The 15,892-nt window shown below is 70.2% G+C and carries 17 protein-coding genes; 5 read left to right on the top strand and 12 right to left on the bottom strand.

Going from position 1 to position 15,892, the window contains the following annotated elements; translation table 11 throughout:
- Window positions 1-8 precede the first annotated feature (8 nt).
- The 4 genes from lipB to sucB are packed head-to-tail and all read right to left on the bottom strand — an operon-like array spanning window position 9 to window position 3,958.
- Window positions 9-782 (bottom strand): lipoyl(octanoyl) transferase LipB, encoded by a 774-nt coding sequence (gene lipB / locus QH196_RS04050; protein WP_280414384.1) that lies wholly within the window; start codon window positions 780-782, stop codon window positions 9-11.
- A gap of 2 nt (window positions 783-784) precedes the next feature.
- Window positions 785-1,312, bottom strand: coding sequence for a GNAT family N-acetyltransferase (locus QH196_RS04055; RefSeq protein ID WP_280414385.1), 528 nt, complete (start codon window positions 1,310-1,312; stop codon window positions 785-787).
- On the bottom strand, window positions 1,309-2,199 hold the full coding sequence (locus QH196_RS04060) for a TIGR01777 family oxidoreductase (protein WP_280414386.1): 891 nt from the start codon (window positions 2,197-2,199) through the stop codon (window positions 1,309-1,311). The genes QH196_RS04055 and QH196_RS04060 overlap by 4 nt, the downstream gene beginning before the upstream one ends.
- Before the next feature lie 10 nt (window positions 2,200-2,209).
- Window positions 2,210-3,958, bottom strand: a complete 1,749-nt coding sequence (gene sucB / locus QH196_RS04065; RefSeq protein WP_280414387.1) for a 2-oxoglutarate dehydrogenase, E2 component, dihydrolipoamide succinyltransferase — start codon at window positions 3,956-3,958, stop codon at window positions 2,210-2,212.
- A 252-nt stretch (window positions 3,959-4,210) separates the two neighbouring features.
- Here sucB and QH196_RS04070 point away from each other — a divergent pair, with 252 nt between their 5' ends.
- Window positions 4,211-4,564, top strand: a complete 354-nt coding sequence (locus QH196_RS04070) for an oxidoreductase (RefSeq protein WP_280414388.1) — start codon at window positions 4,211-4,213, stop codon at window positions 4,562-4,564.
- A 272-nt stretch (window positions 4,565-4,836) separates the two neighbouring features.
- Here QH196_RS04070 and QH196_RS04075 read toward each other — a convergent pair whose 3' ends face one another.
- A complete protein-coding gene (locus tag QH196_RS04075) occupies window positions 4,837-6,348 on the bottom strand; it encodes a leucyl aminopeptidase (protein WP_280414389.1) in 1,512 nt (503 codons plus the stop codon).
- A 10-nt stretch (window positions 6,349-6,358) separates the two neighbouring features.
- Window positions 6,359-7,162: a TetR/AcrR family transcriptional regulator gene (locus QH196_RS04080; RefSeq protein WP_280414390.1), complete on the bottom strand. Its 804-nt coding sequence runs from the start codon at window positions 7,160-7,162 to the stop codon at window positions 6,359-6,361.
- A gap of 101 nt (window positions 7,163-7,263) precedes the next feature.
- On the opposite strand from QH196_RS04080, the gene QH196_RS04085 reads away from it, so the two are divergent.
- The 3 genes from QH196_RS04085 (at window position 7,264) to QH196_RS04095 (ending at window position 10,217) form a co-directional block, all read left to right on the top strand.
- On the top strand, window positions 7,264-7,875 hold the full coding sequence (locus QH196_RS04085) for a GNAT family N-acetyltransferase (RefSeq protein WP_280414391.1): 612 nt from the start codon (window positions 7,264-7,266) through the stop codon (window positions 7,873-7,875).
- Between the two features lie 52 nt (window positions 7,876-7,927).
- Entirely contained in the window at window positions 7,928-9,022 is a 1,095-nt protein-coding gene (gene gcvT, locus QH196_RS04090) for a glycine cleavage system aminomethyltransferase GcvT (RefSeq protein WP_280414392.1), read from the top strand.
- A 94-nt stretch (window positions 9,023-9,116) separates the two neighbouring features.
- On the top strand, window positions 9,117-10,217 hold the full coding sequence (locus QH196_RS04095; RefSeq protein ID WP_280414393.1) for a branched-chain amino acid aminotransferase: 1,101 nt from the start codon (window positions 9,117-9,119) through the stop codon (window positions 10,215-10,217).
- A gap of 60 nt (window positions 10,218-10,277) precedes the next feature.
- Here the strand turns inward: QH196_RS04095 and QH196_RS04100 are convergent, their stop codons facing one another.
- The 6 genes from QH196_RS04100 to QH196_RS04125 all read right to left on the bottom strand — a co-directional run bounded on the left by QH196_RS04100 (window position 10,278) and on the right by QH196_RS04125 (window position 15,272).
- Window positions 10,278-10,991, bottom strand: coding sequence for an MBL fold metallo-hydrolase (locus QH196_RS04100; protein WP_280414394.1), 714 nt, complete (start codon window positions 10,989-10,991; stop codon window positions 10,278-10,280).
- Between the two features lie 227 nt (window positions 10,992-11,218).
- Window positions 11,219-11,968 (bottom strand): adenosylcobinamide-GDP ribazoletransferase, encoded by a 750-nt coding sequence (locus tag QH196_RS04105; RefSeq protein ID WP_280414395.1) that lies wholly within the window; start codon window positions 11,966-11,968, stop codon window positions 11,219-11,221.
- Window positions 11,969-11,993: 25 nt separating this feature from the next.
- On the bottom strand, window positions 11,994-13,103 hold the full coding sequence (gene cobT / locus QH196_RS04110) for a nicotinate-nucleotide--dimethylbenzimidazole phosphoribosyltransferase (protein ID WP_280414396.1): 1,110 nt from the start codon (window positions 13,101-13,103) through the stop codon (window positions 11,994-11,996).
- Between the two features lie 204 nt (window positions 13,104-13,307).
- Complete coding sequence (locus QH196_RS04115) at window positions 13,308-13,940, bottom strand: maleylpyruvate isomerase family mycothiol-dependent enzyme (RefSeq protein WP_280414399.1); 633 nt, start codon at window positions 13,938-13,940, stop codon at window positions 13,308-13,310.
- A gap of 98 nt (window positions 13,941-14,038) precedes the next feature.
- Window positions 14,039-14,596 (bottom strand): bifunctional adenosylcobinamide kinase/adenosylcobinamide-phosphate guanylyltransferase, encoded by a 558-nt coding sequence (locus QH196_RS04120; RefSeq protein ID WP_280414397.1) that lies wholly within the window; start codon window positions 14,594-14,596, stop codon window positions 14,039-14,041.
- A gap of 7 nt (window positions 14,597-14,603) precedes the next feature.
- Entirely contained in the window at window positions 14,604-15,272 is a 669-nt protein-coding gene (locus tag QH196_RS04125) for a DUF3043 domain-containing protein (protein WP_280414398.1), read from the bottom strand.
- Between the two features lie 250 nt (window positions 15,273-15,522).
- Here QH196_RS04125 and QH196_RS04130 point away from each other — a divergent pair, with 250 nt between their 5' ends.
- Complete coding sequence (locus QH196_RS04130) at window positions 15,523-15,879, top strand: HesB/IscA family protein (protein ID WP_062978614.1); 357 nt, start codon at window positions 15,523-15,525, stop codon at window positions 15,877-15,879.
- The last annotated feature ends 13 nt before the right edge of the window (window positions 15,880-15,892 follow it).

The raw sequence follows: 15,892 nt of genomic DNA on the forward strand, positions 1-15,892 counted from the left end.
GGCGGAGGTCATGCGGTGGGACCTTTCGAATCGCATGCCGCGGTGGCGGCGGCGGGCTCCGCGGCGGCCGGGGTGGGGGCCTGCGGAATATCGTGTTCGGTAACCGGAAGCTCACCGTTGAGCGCGGCCGGTATCGCTGTGGCCAGCCGCGGCCGGACCTCGGCGACGGTGACCGTCCGGCCGAGTTCCTGGCTGAGGCTGGTGGAACCCACATCCCGGATACCGCAGGGAATGATGGCGCCGAACGCACCCAGGTCGGGGTCGCAGTTCAGCGAGATCCCGTGCAGGGTGACCCCGCGCTGCACCCGGATGCCGATGGAGGCGATTTTGCGTTCGGGCAGCAGACCGGACGCGGCAAGCCATACGCCGGACCGTCCGGGCACCCGCCCGCATTCCACACCGAGATCGGTGACCGCCTGGATCAGCGCCTGTTCCAGGCGCCGGACGTAATCGACCACGTCGATCGGTTCGGCGAGCCGGATGATGGGGTAGCCCACCAGCTGTCCCGGCCCGTGCCAGGTGATCTTGCCGCCGCGGTCGACATCGATCACGGGGCTGCCGTCGGTGGGGCGGTCGGCTTCCTCGGTGCGGCGGCCCGCGGTGTAGACCGACGGGTGTTCCAGCAACAACAGGGTGTCGGTGCCGCGGCCGTCGGCGCGCTCGGCGGCGAGTTCGCGTTGCAGATCCCAGGCCGGCTGATACTCGATGAGCCCCAGGTCGCGCACGTCGACGGGGGTGCTGTCGTAGCGTGCCGACCGGGTTGCGGTACGGGTGTTGTTCACGATCACGACGTTACGCTCATCTCGAGTGTGAGCTGCATCAGTGTCAGGTCCATCCAGCGGCCGAATGTGCGGCCCACTTCGGGTAGCTGTCCTACGGTGCGGAAACCGAACCGTTCGTGCAGCGCGATGGAGGCGGTATTGCGGGATTCGATCACCGCGACCATGGCGTGGATATCGCCGGCGGCCCGGGCGCGCTCGATCAGTTCGGCCAGCAGGGCCGCGCCGATACCGCGCCGCTGGAAGTGGTCGGCGATGTAGATGGAGTTCTCGGCGGTGTGCCGGTACCCGGATTTGGGCCGCCACGGGCCGTAACTGGCGTAACCGGCGAGCTCACCGTCGACCTCGGCCACCACGATCGGCCGGCCGTGGGCGGTGCGGTTGTCGAACCACGCTTGCCGGTCGGCCAGATCGACGGGTTCGTCGTCCCAGATGGCAGTGGTTTCGGCGATCGCCCGGTTGTGGATCTCCAGGATCGCGGGCAGATCACCGATCCGCGCATCGCGAACCAGCGTGGCCGTAGCGGGGTTCACCGGCCCACCGCGGCGGTGAGTGCCGCGCCGACCGTGGGATGGCGGAATTCGTAACCGGTCGCCTCGAGCACGCCGGGAAGTGCGCGGGGGCTGTGCAGGATCGCCTCGTCGGCGAATTCGCCGACCGCCAGTTTCAGGGCGAAACCCGGGACCAGCAGTGGGGTCGGCCGGTGCAGGGCCCGGCCCAGGGCGCGGGTGAATTCGGCATTGGTGACCGGTGCGGGACCGACCGCGTTCAGCGGGCCGCGGACCGACGGGGTGGTGAGCGCGTGGCGGATCGCGCCGATCTCGTCGTCGAGGGAGATCCACGGCTGATACTGCCGGCCGCTGCCGAGCCGGCCGCCCAGACCGAACAGGAACAGGGCCTTCAGCTGCGGCAGCATCCCGCCGGAGCCGGCGAGGACGACCCCGCTGCGCAGCAATACCGTGCGGGCGCCGGCCTCGGTGGCCGCGTAGGTGGCCGCCTCCCAGTCCACGCACAGGGTGGGCAGGAAACCGGTACCGGGCGCGCCGCTTTCGTCGACCGCGCGGGCGCCGGTGTCACCGTAGTAGTGCACACCGCTGGCGTTCACCAGCGTCGGCACCGCGGCCCGCGCGACGGCCGTCGCCAGCACATCGGTGGGGGTGATCCGGCTGTCGCGGAGTTCCTGCTTGTACGCACCGGACCAGCGTTTACCGCCGATCCCGGCGCCGCACAGGTTCACCACCGCGTCCGCACCGTCGAAAACGGCCGGGTCGAGTTCGCCGCGGGCGGGATCCCAGCGGCGTTCGTCGGGCGCGGCGGCCGGGCGCCGGACCAACCGGAGCACCTGCTCCCCGTCGCGGCGCAGTGCCGCGACGAGAGCAGTGCCGATCAGTCCGGACGAACCGGCCACCACAACCAGCATCTTCGTGACCTTACAGGCCGAGATCGGCCTCGAACGCCGCCTCTTCGAGGCGGTGCCGGATGGTGGTGAGGAACCGTCCGGCATCCGCGCCGTCGATCAGGCGGTGATCGTAGGTCAGCGGCAGGTAGCACATCGAGCGGACGCCGATGAATTCGCTACCGGAATCGTCGGTGACCACGGTGGGCCGCTTGACGATGGCACCGGTCCCGAGCATCGCCGACTGCGGCGGCACCAGGATCGGGGTGTCGAACAGGGCGCCCTGGCTGCCGATATTGGTGATGGTGAAGGTGCCACCGGCCAATTCGTCCGGCTTCAGGCCGCCGGTGCGGGCCCGGTTGGCGATATCGGCGATAGCGCGCGCCAGCCCGGCCAGCGAGAGATCGCTGGCATTGTGGATCACCGGCGAGAGCAGGCCCTGCTCGGTGTCCACGGCGATCCCCAGATGCACCGACGCGTGGTAGGTGATCTCCTTGGTGTTCGCGTCGTAGCTGGCGTTGATGTTCGGGTGCGCCCCGAGCGCCTCCACCACGGCCTTGGCGAAGAACGGCAGGAAGGTCAGGTTCACGCCCTCGCGCTTGGCGAACTCGGCCTTGGCCTTCGCCCGCAGGGTCGCGATCTTGGTGACATCGGCCTCGTGCACCTGGGTGAGCTGCGCGGTGGTCTGCAGCGATTCCAGGGTCTTGGTCGCGGTGATCTGCCGGATCCGGTTGGCCTTCTGCGTGGTCCCGCGCAGCGCCGCCAGCGCGGGACTGGGCGCGGGCGCGGCCGGAGCCTTCGCCGCAGGGGCGGCGGCCGGAGCCGCGGCCGGGGCAGCGGGTGCCTTCTTGGCCTCCGCGGCGGCGAGCACATCCTGCTTGCGGATCCGCCCGCCGACACCGGAACCGGTGACGGTGGACAGGTCGACGCCGTTCTCCTCGGCGAGTCTGCGGACCAGCGGGGTCACGTAGGGGGTGGCGCCGTTACCGGACGAAGCGGGAGCCTGCGCCGCGGGAGCAGGCGCGGGCTCCGGGGCAGGAGCAGGCGCCGGGGCAGCGGCGGCCGGTGCCGGAGCAGGTTCGGGTGCCGGAGCAGGTTCGGGAGCTGGAGCGGGCTCGGGCGCCGGGGCCGGTGCGGGAGCGGGCTCGGGGGCAGAGCTCGCGGCGGGTGCACCGGAGCCGATCACGCCGAGCTGACCGCCGACCTCCACCACATCGTCTTCGTTCGCGGTGATCTCGAGCAGCGTGCCCGCGACCGGGGAGGGGATCTCGGTATCGACCTTGTCGGTGGAGACCTCGAGCAGCGGTTCGTCGACCGCGACCTCGTCACCGATCGCCTTGAGCCACCGGGTCACGGTGCCCTCGGTAACCGATTCGCCGAGTTCCGGCATCTTCACCGGGGTCCCGGAGGCCGGGCCGGACGCCGCCGCGGGCTGCGCGGCAGGTGCGGGCTCCGGTGCGGGCGCGGCTTCCTGCGCGGGCGCGGGGGCCGGCTCGGGTTCGGCGGCAGCCGGTTCCGGAGCCGGCGCCGGGGCGGCGGATTCGCCGGCCTCACCGATAACACCCAGTTCGCCGCCCACCTCGACGACGTCGTCTTCCTGCGCGACGATCTTCGTCAACACACCCGCCGCGGGGGACGGGATCTCGGTGTCGACCTTATCGGTGGAGACCTCGAGCAGCGGCTCGTCGACCTCGACCGTGTCTCCTTCCTGTTTCAGCCACCGTGTCACCGTTCCCTCGGTAACGCTCTCACCAAGAGCGGGCATCTGGACGGAGAAGGCCATGTCCGTTGACTCCTCTAACTGCTCGACGGGTCTACAACAGTTCGTTCCGGTGGATCCCGTCGCGGGTCGCGACAGTGTTCCAGCCGACGTTCATTCTGCGCGGCGCCGGAGATCCGTGTGGTTGTTGTTCCGGGAACCATCCTTGCACCCGCCACCGCGCGCGGTTACCGGAGGGCATCCCATTCTGCTCTCCGGCACCATGGAATCACCGCCCTGTACGGCGGGTTCGGTAGCCAGCAGGAGGTCGGCCGCATGGGCTTACTCGATCGTTTCCGTCGCGTCGCACCTGGGCGTGGCCGTGTTTCCCGTGGCCGTTCGCCCGAAGCCGCGTACCTGGCGGACTGGGTGCGCACACATACCGGAGTAGAGGGTTTCGTCGAACCGAAGACAACTGTGACCGATGTCACCGTCGTGCTGGTAGCCGCGGATGGGGAGTGGACCCGGCGGATCGTCGGCGAACGCGGCGCCCGGCGACTCGCCCGCGATCTGGGTATCCCGGTGTACGACGTCGGCAAGACCGGTTACCCGCAACGAATGCGCGACTACGATGCCCGCCGCCGGATCGAACGCAAACACGCGATCGAACGCGAACTCGGCGAGGATTGATCCGCGCGACCGCCGGCGAACGGCCACTGCGCCCACCCGGTATCGGTCGCCGCTGTGGCGTCCCAGGGCGGTCGATGCTCCGATCGCGCGTTGTGGTCGGAAACTGTCGTCGGCGCCGGCGGAAAGCTGTGGCAACTCGGTAGCCGGTCATCCCAGCGGGTGAGTCGCGCCTGGGCGCCGGATCCGGCCGGGCGGCGGATCGGTGCGGTATCCGGCGCCGCCCGCGGACGGCGCCGGATGTGGCTCGTTACCTGCCCGGCTGGGCCTTCGACCTATTCGGCGGCGATATCCTCGAGTACCGCGATGAGCGTGCGGACCGGGACACCGGTACCGCCCTTGCCGATATAGCCGAACGGCCCGCCGGTGTTGTACGCCGGGCCCGCGATATCGATATGCGCCCACTGCACGCCCTCGGGCACGAATTCCTTCAGGTAGGTGCCGGCCACCAGCATGCCGCCCCAGCGGTGCGAGGTCGCGTTCACCATATCGGCGACCTTCGAATCGAGGTCGGCGCGCAATTCCTTGGGCAGCGGCATCGGCCAGCCGTGCTCGCCCACCTCACGGGAGATGCGGGCGACGCGGTCGCGGAAATCGTCGGTGCCCATCACGCCCGGGGTGCGGGTGCCCAGCGCGACCATCTGCGCGCCGGTGAGCGTGGCGACGTCGATCAGGTACTGCGGCTCGTCCTCACCGGCGCGAACCATGGCGTCGGCCAGGATGAGCCGGCCCTCGGCGTCGGTATTGGTGACCTCGATCGTGGTGCCGCCGTATTGGGTGAGCACATCGCCGGGACGCTGCGCGGTATCCGACGGCATGTTCTCGGCCATCGGCACGGTCGCGATCACGGTGACCGGCAGGCTGAGCCGTGCCGCCAGCAGGGTCGTCGCCACCACCGCCGCCGCCCCGGCCATATCCGAGGTCATGTTCTCCATATTCGCGGCCGGTTTGATGGAGATACCGCCGGTGTCGAAGGTGATGCCCTTGCCCACCAGCGCGACCTTCTTGTCGCCGCCCCGGTAGGTGAGCCGCACCAGGCGCGGCGGCCGCGAGGATCCCTTGCCGACGCCCACGACACCGCCGTAACCGCCGGCCTCCAGCGCTTTCTCGTCGAGGATTTCGACCTCGAGCCCGGCGCCCTCGGCGAGCAGTTCGGCGCGGCGCGCGAATTCGGCCGGGAAGAGGTGGCTGGGCGGGGTGTTCACGAAATCGCGTGCGGTGGCCACGGCCTCGGCCGTCAGCTGCGCGCGCAGCAGCGCGTCACCGCCGAATTCGGGTTCGGGAACGAGGAGTTCCAGCCGGGCCAGTGGCGCGGCCTCCGGTTTCGGCGCGGATTTCGCGGACCGGAACGGGGTGAAGGAGTAGGCGCCGAGGTAGAAACCCTCCACGGCCGCGCCGATATCGAGGCCGGACAGGGTGGTGACGGCCCGCGTGACCCCGGTCAGCGAGCGGGCGGCGACACCCGCGCTGCGGCGGATCTGCTCGGCGTCGAGATCTTCGGCGCTGCCCAGTCCGACGGCCAGCACGCTGGTGACGTTGTCCAGCCCGGCCGGTGCGGGCACCCGGATCAGCTGTTCGGCCTTACCGGTGCCGCCGACCGCGGTCACCTGATCGAGCAGCCGGGTGCGCAGGTCGGCGTCGAGCACATCGCCGAAGAGGTCCTCGGGCACCAGGACGGGCCCGTCGTCGGTGGTGGCCACACCGACGACGAGGACGTCGGTGCCGGGCTCGATGGTCTGGGTACGTGCCAATTCCGGTCCGAGCGGACGATCTGCGACAGCTGTCATGGCTTTCAGGCTATTCGGTGGTGGTCCGCTGCCGTACCGCGACACCGTCGAGAAGCATGTCCACGCCGTAGGAGAGCAGCGCGTCGAAGTCGAGTTCCGGCGGCGGCACGGCGTGCGGATCGAAGACCCGGTACAGCGTGGGCCGCGCGGTCGCGTCGATGAGGTCGGCCAGGCCCGGCGGAGCCGCCGCCGGATCGTCCGCCCCGCCGAACCGGTCGGCGCGCTCCGAGCTCCACAGCAGGGCGAGCCCCTGTACCAGCGCCGAATAGCTCAGATAGGCCGACATCAGCTCGGTGCGCGGCAGGTCCACTTCGCCGAAGGCGGACAGCGCGCGTTCCAGGGTGTCCAGCAATCCGGGGCCGAGCGGTGGCCGTACCCGCGACAGCACCGGCAGCACCCACGGGTGCTTGCGGTAGAGCTGCCATTCCCGCTGCGCTTCGTAACGCAGGCGCGCCCGCCACCCGGACAGCTCGCGCGGCGGTGGCGGGGGAGCGTCGACAACCAGATCGACCATGGCGGCGAGCAACTGTTCGCGATCGCCGAAATACCGGTAGAGCGCCGCGGTGGCCACCCCCAGTTCCCCGGCCAGCCGGCGCATGGTGAGGCCGTCGAGGCCGGTGCGGTCGGCGAGATCCACAGCGGCCCGGGTGATCACGATCGCCGACAGCCGGCGCGGCGCCGGGCGTCCGCGTACCGGGGCCGCGGTCTGCCGGGCGCGGTAGGCGCGGGCCTGGCAGGAACGGGAGCAATAGATCCGGCGCCGGCCCCGGGCGGGTTGCCGTAGCTGGTCGCCGCAGCGCACACAGTGGGTCACGGATTCGATTTCAACACACGAAATACCGTGACGAAATAGTGGTTGTCCAGTGGTCAGCCGCATAAGTTCGCTTACAGGAACACCATTCACAAGGAGGCGACGTGGGTACGGAACTGGTTGTGCGGCGTGCGGGCAAGAGCGATTTCGACGCATTGATGACCGCGCTCCGGGCAGCGACCCCGGACGAGGCGGTGACGGAGTGGATCATGCGCGATCACCCGATGGACCAGTTCCTCGATATCTACCTGCCGGAGATCGTCGAACGCGGGCTCGACGGCGACGAGATCTGGGTGGCGGGCGCCGGGGACGAGATCTGGGCCGTCTCGATCTGGCAGGCCGTCGATTCGGTCGACCGCTTGATCGCCGAGGCCACCATCGCCCGCGAATATGCCGAGCGGGCGCCGGATGTGCGCCCCCTGCAGCGCTCCGCTTATGTGACCGATCTGCTGGCCAAAGAGCATCCGCGGCGGTTTCCGCACCGCTATCTGGAGTTGATCGTCACCGTCGCGGAGTTCCGGGGGCGCGGCGCCGGCGCGGCGATCCTCCGCAACCGCACCCGGGCGCTGGCCGCCGCGGGGATGCCGGCCTATCTGGAGGCCAGCACCGAGCGGTCGTCGCGCCTGTACGCGCGGGAGGGGTTCGTGCGTATCGGCGAAACCCTCACCCTGCCGGAAGACGGCCCGACGCTGATCCCGATGTGGTTCGAGGCCTGAGGGTCGGCGCGGGGCCTGCCGGGGTCGCCCGGGCCCGGGATAAGCTCGCCGGGTGAGTGACGCCGGGCTGAAACAGGGACCTGTCCATGGAGTTCACGTCGAACTCGGGGCGAAATTCGCGCCGTTCGGCGGCTGGGAGATGCCGGTCTCCTATGCGGGCACCGTGGCCGAGCACACCGCGGTCCGGGAATCGGTGGGGCTGTTCGATGTGAGCCATCTCGGCAAGGCGACGGTACGCGGGGCGGGGGCGGCGGAATTCGTGAACTCCGCGCTGACCAACGATCTGGGCCGCATCGGCCCGGGTAAGGCCCAGTACACCCTGTGCTGCACCGCCGACGGGGGAGTGGTCGACGATCTGATCGCCTACTTCGTTCGCGACGACGAGATCTTCCTGGTGCCGAATGCCGCGAACACCGCCACGGTGGTGGAGCTGCTGGCGGCCGCCGCACCGCCGGCGATCACCGTGACCGACGAGCACCGCGACTACGCGGTGTTCGCGGTGCAGGGACCGCAATCGACACAGGTCCTCGACGCGCTGGGACTTCCCACGGACCTGTCGTATATGGCGTTCACCGATGCCGACTGGCGCGGACAGCCCGTCCGGGTCTGCCGGACCGGCTACACCGGCGAACACGGATACGAACTGCTGCCCCGCTGGGCCGGGGCCGAGGAACTGTTCCGGGCCCTGGTCGAGCAGGTGCGGGCCGCCGGGGGCGCGGTGGCCGGGCTGGGCGCACGCGATACCTTGCGCACCGAGATGGGCTATCCGCTGCACGGGCACGAGCTCTCCACCGAGATCACGCCCGTCCAGGCCCGGGCGTCGTGGGCGGTCGGCTGGGCGAAGCCGGATTTCTGGGGGAAGGCGGCGCTGGAGGCCGAACGCGCGGCCGGTGCGCGGCGCATCCTGCTCGGCCTCGAGGCGCTCGACCGCGGGATCCCGCGGGAGAACCAGACCGTGCGCCACGACGGCCGCGAGGCCGGCGTGACCACCTCGGGAACCTTCTCACCGACCAGGCAGATCGGGATCGCCCTGGCCCTGCTCGACCCGGCGATCACGCCGGGGAGTGAGGTGGAGGTCGATGTGCGCGGGCGGGCCTTGCGCTGCACCGTGGTGCGGCCGCCGTTCGTGAAACCGCGCACCAGCTGATCCGGGCCGGGTAGCGGGGCGAAACCGCGTCCCGGGATGCCGGAGAACCGACCACCGCGTATTCTGCCCGACCGCAGGACATAGACTGCTGGTCATGACCGCTGCTGCACAGTTCGCCCGTATCCCTCATCCTGCGCCCACCCCGGCGCAGCGGGTACAGGAGATTCTGGCGGCACCCGGTTTCGGCCGGTTCTTCACCGACCATATGGTCACCATCGACTACACCGAGGCCGACGGCTGGACCAACGCCGTCGTCGAACCCTACGGTTCGCTCACCCTCGACCCGGCGACCATGGTCTTCCACTACGGGCAGGCCATCTTCGAAGGTCTCAAGGCCTACCGGCAGCCGGACGGGCAGGTCGCGTGTTTCCGGATCGACGCGAACGCGGCCCGGTTCCGCCGTTCCGCGCGCCGGATGGCGATGGCCGAACTACCCGAGGAACTGTTCATCGAATCGGTGCGCCAGCTGCTCGAGGTCGATTCGGCCTGGGTGCCCGCCGCCGGCGGCGAGGAATCGCTGTACCTGCGGCCGTTCATGTTCGCCACCGAATCGGGTCTGGGCGTGAAACCCGCCTCCGCGTACAAGTATCTGGTGCTGGGCTCGCCCGCCGGGGCCTACTTCCCGCGCGGCGTGAAGCCGGTGCGGGTGTGGCTGTCCACCGAATACGTGCGCGCGGCACCCGGCGGTACCGGTGAGGCGAAGGTCGCCGGGAACTACGCGGCCTCGCTGCTCGCCCAGGCCGAGGCCACGGCCAAGGGGTGTGATCAGGTGGTGTGGCTGGATGCCGTCGAACGCCGCTACGTCGAGGAGATGGGGACCAACAACCTGTTCTTCGTGTACGGCTCCGGCGCCGACGCCCGGCTGGTGACCCCCGAACTGTCCGGGTCGCTGCTGCCGGGCATCACCCGCGATTCGCTGCTCACCCTGGCCGCCGATTCCGGTTACCCGGTCACCGAACGCAAGATTTCGGTGGAGGATTGGCGCGCGGGCGCGGAATCCGGGCAGATCACCGAGGTTTTCGCCTGCGGTACCGCGGCCGTGATCACACCGGTCGGCTCGGTGTGCGGGCCGGACGGCGAATTCGTGATCGGCGGCGGCGAACCCGGCGAGGTGACCATGGCGCTGCGCGAGACCCTCACCGGAATCCAGCGCGGTACGTTCGCCGATGTGCACCAGTGGATGCGGGTGCTCTGACCGCTCGTTACCTCCCGTGCACACCGGGTACCGGTGGGTGTCCGGTACCCGGAGGGCGGGTCAGCCCGGCATGAGAGCGTGCCATTCGGCCAATGACCGCGGGCGCAGCACGTAGTTGTTGTCGCGGATGGAGTCCAGCGAGGCATGCGGGTCCGCGGAATACCAGTGACCCGGATACACCTCCGGATTGATCGGCATATCCGCCAGCGACCGCAGGCTGGCGAACATGGCCGCGGAATCGCCGCCCGGGAAATCGGTGCGACCGCAGCCGTCGATGAACAGGGTGTCCCCGGCGATGAGTTTGTCGTCCACGAGGAAGCATTGGCTACCGGGCGTATGCCCGGGGGTGTGCAGGAATTCGATATCGAAGACGCCGACACTCAATTTGTCGCCGTGCCCGTGTCCGGTCAGTTCGCTGGGCGCGATCCCGGTGACATTCGCCACCCAGGATTTCTCCTCGTCGTTCACATGAATCGGGACGGTGGCCTCTTCGAGCAGCTCCTTCACGCCGCGCAGCGTGAAACCCATCATCGAGCCGCCGATATGGTCGGGGTGATGGTGGGTGACCAGTACCCCGGACAGTTTCAGCCCGTCGTTCTCGGCGATACCGGCCAGATCGCCCGCGGCGTAGGCCGGGTCCACGACGACGCATTCACCGGTGTCCCGGTCACCGATCAGATAGGCGAAATTACGCATCTGGGTGGCGATCGGGTCGCCCACGGCGAAATCCCGGCCGGCCAGCAGTTGACGGAAGTAGAGGCGCTCGGCTGACATACCTCCCACCTTATGGGCAGTGGCGCAGCGGTGAGACGCTGCGTTCGCAATATTGAGGCGGGGTGACATCAGGACGTCTCGGCGTTGTGGTGTGCAACGTGTCTGGGCCACCCCGCACCGAGGATCCGGCGCGCCGGAGCGATACGGGAAACGAACCGGTCAGCCATCGCCGCGTTCGAATCGCAGCGGTCTCGCCAGTCCATTCTTTTCGGGAGGCGTGGTCACGTTCAGGTAGCGTTCACAGCGACGGCGAACCCGAGTGCGATCAACGCTGTGGTGAGTTCTACGGCGGCGCCGAGCAGGTCGCCGGACAATCCACCGATCCGGCGTACCCCGTGATCGGCCAGCCGCACGGCCACCAGCAGCGCGAACACCGCGACCAGCGGGCCGGCCCAGGCGAGGCCGGGTACCGCGAGAACCGCCGCTGCCGCGGCCACGACACCCCACACCGCGACCGTGGCCCGGGACTGCGTTCCGGCGACCAGCGCGCCGAACCGGGTATCGGGCGCGGGTTGGATACCGCGGCGGCAGGCGGCCACCACCGCGACCCGGCCCAGCGCTACTGCCAGGACCACCGCATACCAGTTCCCGGAACCGGCGAGAGCGGTGAACGCACCGGCCTGGATACCGGCGGTCATCACGATGGCGGCCACGCCGAACGGTCCGGCGCCGCCGCTCTTCATGACCTCCCGCGCGCGCTCCGGCGGACCGTACACACCGAGGCCGTCGAAAGTATCGGCCAGGCCGTCCAGATGCATTCCCCGCGTCAGCAGCGCCAATACCGCGACCGCGGCGAATCCGGCCGCGGCACCCGCCGGTTCCAGTAGCCACAGCACGGCCGCCGCTGCGAGCCCGAGTGCCAGTCCGGCGACCGGTGCCAGTGCGAGGGCGCGGGCGGCCGCGCGGCGGTCGACCTCGTCCGGGCCGCGGACGGGTAGCACGGTGAGCCAGGAGAAGGTGAGCCGGAGACTCAGCACGGCCCGGCCTCCGTGCGAGGTGCCGTCACTTCCGCATATCGATGGCGGCGGTGCCGGCTGCGCCGGCGGGGGTATCGGCCGGTCCGGTGGGCGCGCCGGCCGTGCTGACGCCGGCGTCGGCGAAGGTTGCCATCTCGGCGAGCACTGCCACGGCCGCCCGTAACACGGGCAGCGCGGTGAGCGCGCCGGACCCCTCGCCGAGCCGCATATCGAGGCCGAGGATCGGGTCGAGCTTCAGTTTCGTCAGCGCGGCGGTATGCGCGGGTTCGGTGGAGCGGTGCGCGGCCACCCACCAGGCCGACGCTCCGTCCGCGAGATCCTCGGCCACCAGGGCCGCGGCCGTCACGATCACCCCGTCGAGCAGGACCGGCGTGCGGCGGGCCGCCGCCTGGGCGAGGAAACCGGTCATCGCCGCGATATCGGCGCCGCCGGCCACCCGCAGCAATTCGATCCCGTCCCGAGCGACCGGCCGGGCCCGCCACATGGCGTCGCGGACAGCCGCGACCTTGCGCATCCAGCCGTGATCGTCGACGCCGGTACCACGCCCGACCGCCTGCACCGGTTCGCTACCGGTGAGGGTCGCGATCAGCACCGTGGCGGGTGTCGTATTGCCGATCCCCATATCGCCGGCGACCAGCAGATCGGCGCCCGCATCGATCTCCTCGTCCGCGATGGCCCGGCCCGCGGCGAGCGCGGCCGTGACCTCCGCGGTGGTCAGCGCATCCGCCCGATCGATGGCGCCGCTGGACCGGCGGACCTTGTGCGCGCTGACCGCCGGGTCGGTCTCGCTCGCGACCGCGATATCCACCACCCGCACGCCGGCATCGGCCACCCGGGCCAGCGCGTTGACCGCCGCCCCGCCCGCCTGGAAATTGGCCACCATCTGGGCGGTGACCTCGGTGGGAAACGCCGAGACACCGTGCGCGGCCACACCGTGATCACCCGCGAACACCACCACCCGGGCCCGCTCGAACTGCCGCGGCGGGCACACCCCCTGGCAGGCGGCGACCCAGTTGCCGAGTTCCTCCAGCCGCCCCAGCGACCCCGGCGGTTTGGTCAGCGACGCCTGCCGCTGCTCGGCCGCCGCGCGGGCACCGGCATCCGGCGGAGCAACGGGCGCGAATCCCTCTGACACTGGTGGAGCCTTCCGGTCGGGTAGCTGGCACGCCGGGGAGCCGTACCGGGGGCCGTGGCCGGGCCCCGGCAGCGGCGGCCGGTCTCCCGACAATATTGCCCGCCCGTCCCGGTCACCGCGCGAGGCACCCGCCTGTCAGCGATCGTCCGACGGTCGGCACACCGGACCGGTCGCGGGCCATCGTGCACCGCGAGGCCCAGCGTGTCAGACCGCGCTCCGGGACCGCAGCGCGGGAACACCCGGCCCGGTCAGGTCGGCGCAGTAGTCGGTGCGGCCGGCGAGCGCCATGACCAGCGCCAGTGTGTTGCCCCGGACCTCCGGGCCCGTGCCGATATCGAACGGCCCGTCGGTGGCGACGAGGTGCAGGCCCTCGCGCACGGTGCGACCGGCCACCGTGAAATCGCGTTCGGCGAAGAACCGGGCGACCTCGGTGACCGCGGTGAGATCCGGCTCCCCGGACAGCCCGAGGGGCCGGCGGATGTCCTGGCCGTGCACCACGACCTCACCAAGCCACGCGGGGGTATGGCCGGAAGGAGCGGTTGTACTCGTGGCCACCGCCCGGAAGCGGGCCAGCGTCTCGTCGGGACCTGCCCCGCGATACTCCAGCATCCGCCGCTGATTGTGCACGTCGGCATCGAAGCGCGCGCCGGCCATACTGCGAATCCACCGCCACCGGCCGATACTCGCAGCGGCAGTGAGATGTGCGACGACTTCTTCGACCGTCCACTGCCCGCACAAGGACCGGGCGGCCCACTGATCCGGTGTCAGCGCGGCGAGTTCATCGGCCAGTGCGGCCCGTTCCCGATGGATTGCGGCCCAGACCTCGGCTCGCGGCATGTTCTGCACGCCGATATGGAAACACGGGCCTGTGACATAAAGGCACCGGGCGAAGCCTGCCCAGACCGTACCGCTGCGGGACCGTGTTCTGCCCGGGCTTATTTCAAGCGCATCGGCAGTCCGGCGACGACGAAGTAGGCGTCGTCACAGACTTGGGCCAGGCGTTGGTTCAGCGCGCCGATCTCGTCGCGGAAGAGGCGGCCGGAGCGGGTCGCGGGGATGACGCCGAGTCCGGCCTCCGGGGTCACCAGCACCAATCGGCCCGCATACTGCGCGACGGCCTCGACCAAGCCGTCCATATCAGGGGTGATCGTGCCGCGGGGCGCGTCCCAGGCCGCGCGGGCGTCGAGGCGGGCGGTGAGCCAGGTGCCGATATCGTCGACGAGAGTGGGCCCGGGGTAGGTATCACGCAGCGCTGTCGCCGGATCGGCGCCGTCGAGCACCATCCAGCCGGCGGGGCGGCGGGCGCGGTGCGCGGCGATCCGGGCCGCGAAATCGGTATCGGCCGGGTCGGGGATCGCGGTGGCGATATAGCGGACCGAACCCGTGCCGGCCAGGGATTCGGCGTAAGCGGATTTCCCCGACCGGGCGCCACCGAGCACCAGCGTACGCAACCGGCCACCGGCCGGGCGCGCCGCGGGATCGGAGTGCGACACCGGCCGGTCAGATGGCGTCGCCGGGACCGACGCGCGGTTTCGGCGCCCGCATCTTGCGCATCTGCGAAGCACGCACGAACGCGTACCAGCCCAGCCGGTAACCGGTATCGGTGCTCTTGGGGAACCGTTCCCGGACCCGCCGGTTCACGATCCGGCCGAGCAGGAAACCCTCGGCGATCATGAACGCCATCATCACGAGCATCGCCAGAGTGACGATGGACTGCCATGCCGGGGCGGCGAACATGGACAGGATCAGCAGCAGTGCCATCGGCATGAACAACCCGACCAGATTGCGGCGGGCGTCGACGATATCGCGCACATAGGCGCGGAGCTCCCCCTGGTCGCGTGGCAGCAGGTATTTGTCCTCGCCGGCGAGCATCCGGGCGCGGCGGTCCTGCGCGGCGGCCCGGCGTTCCGCGGCGGCGGCCTTGCGATCCGCTTTGCTGCCGCGGGTCTCCTTGCGGCGGGCGCGGGCTTCCTTCGCGGTCATCGGCGGTGGCGCGACGGGGCCGCGGCGGCGGCCCTCGGCTTCGCGCCGGCTCGGCGTCGGCCGGCCTTTACCGGCGGTGGGGATGGCTTTCGCCGGTGCCGCGTCGGCCTCGGTGGCGGTCGCGGCCCGCGAGCTGTCGGCGGGTACGTCGGTACCGCTGGACTCACCGCGTCGGAACAACTTCACGGTTACCAGGCTAATCGGTCGGCTGACCGGCCCGGAAGCCGGGCGGTAGCCGGGTGGGAACGGTCACCGCCCGGCCCGGTCGTGGCGGCCCTCACGGGCGACGGGTCCGGATACGATTCCCGAACGGACCCGGGTGCTGTGGCGGGCCGGGCCCGAGATGGCAAGATGGGGAATAGCAGCCCGTCCGAGGGTGTTGACACCTGAACCGTGCGCTGTTCACGGACCGACCACGCTGTCCATAGGAGAGTTCATGACTGTGCAGAACGAGACCGCCACCGAAACCCACGGCGTGAAGCTGACCGATACCGCCGCGAGTAAGGCCAAGGCGCTGCTCGATCAGGAGGGCCGCGACGATCTCGCGCTGCGGATCGCGGTACAGCCGGGCGGTTGCGCCGGGCTGCGCTACCAGCTCTTCTTCGACGACCGCACCCTCGACGGTGACCTGACCGCCGATTTCGGCGGCGTCACGCTGACCGTCGACCGGATGAGCGCCCCCTACGTGCAGGGTGCCGCCATCGACTTCGTCGATACGATCGAGAAGCAGGGTTTCACCATCGACAACCCGAACGCCACCGGTTCCTGCGCCTGCGGCGATTCCTTCAACTGATATTTGCGGCGCC

This window comes from Nocardia carnea (assembly GCF_029868325.1).
Taxonomy (GTDB): Bacteria; Actinomycetota; Actinomycetes; order Mycobacteriales; family Mycobacteriaceae; genus Nocardia; species Nocardia carnea_C.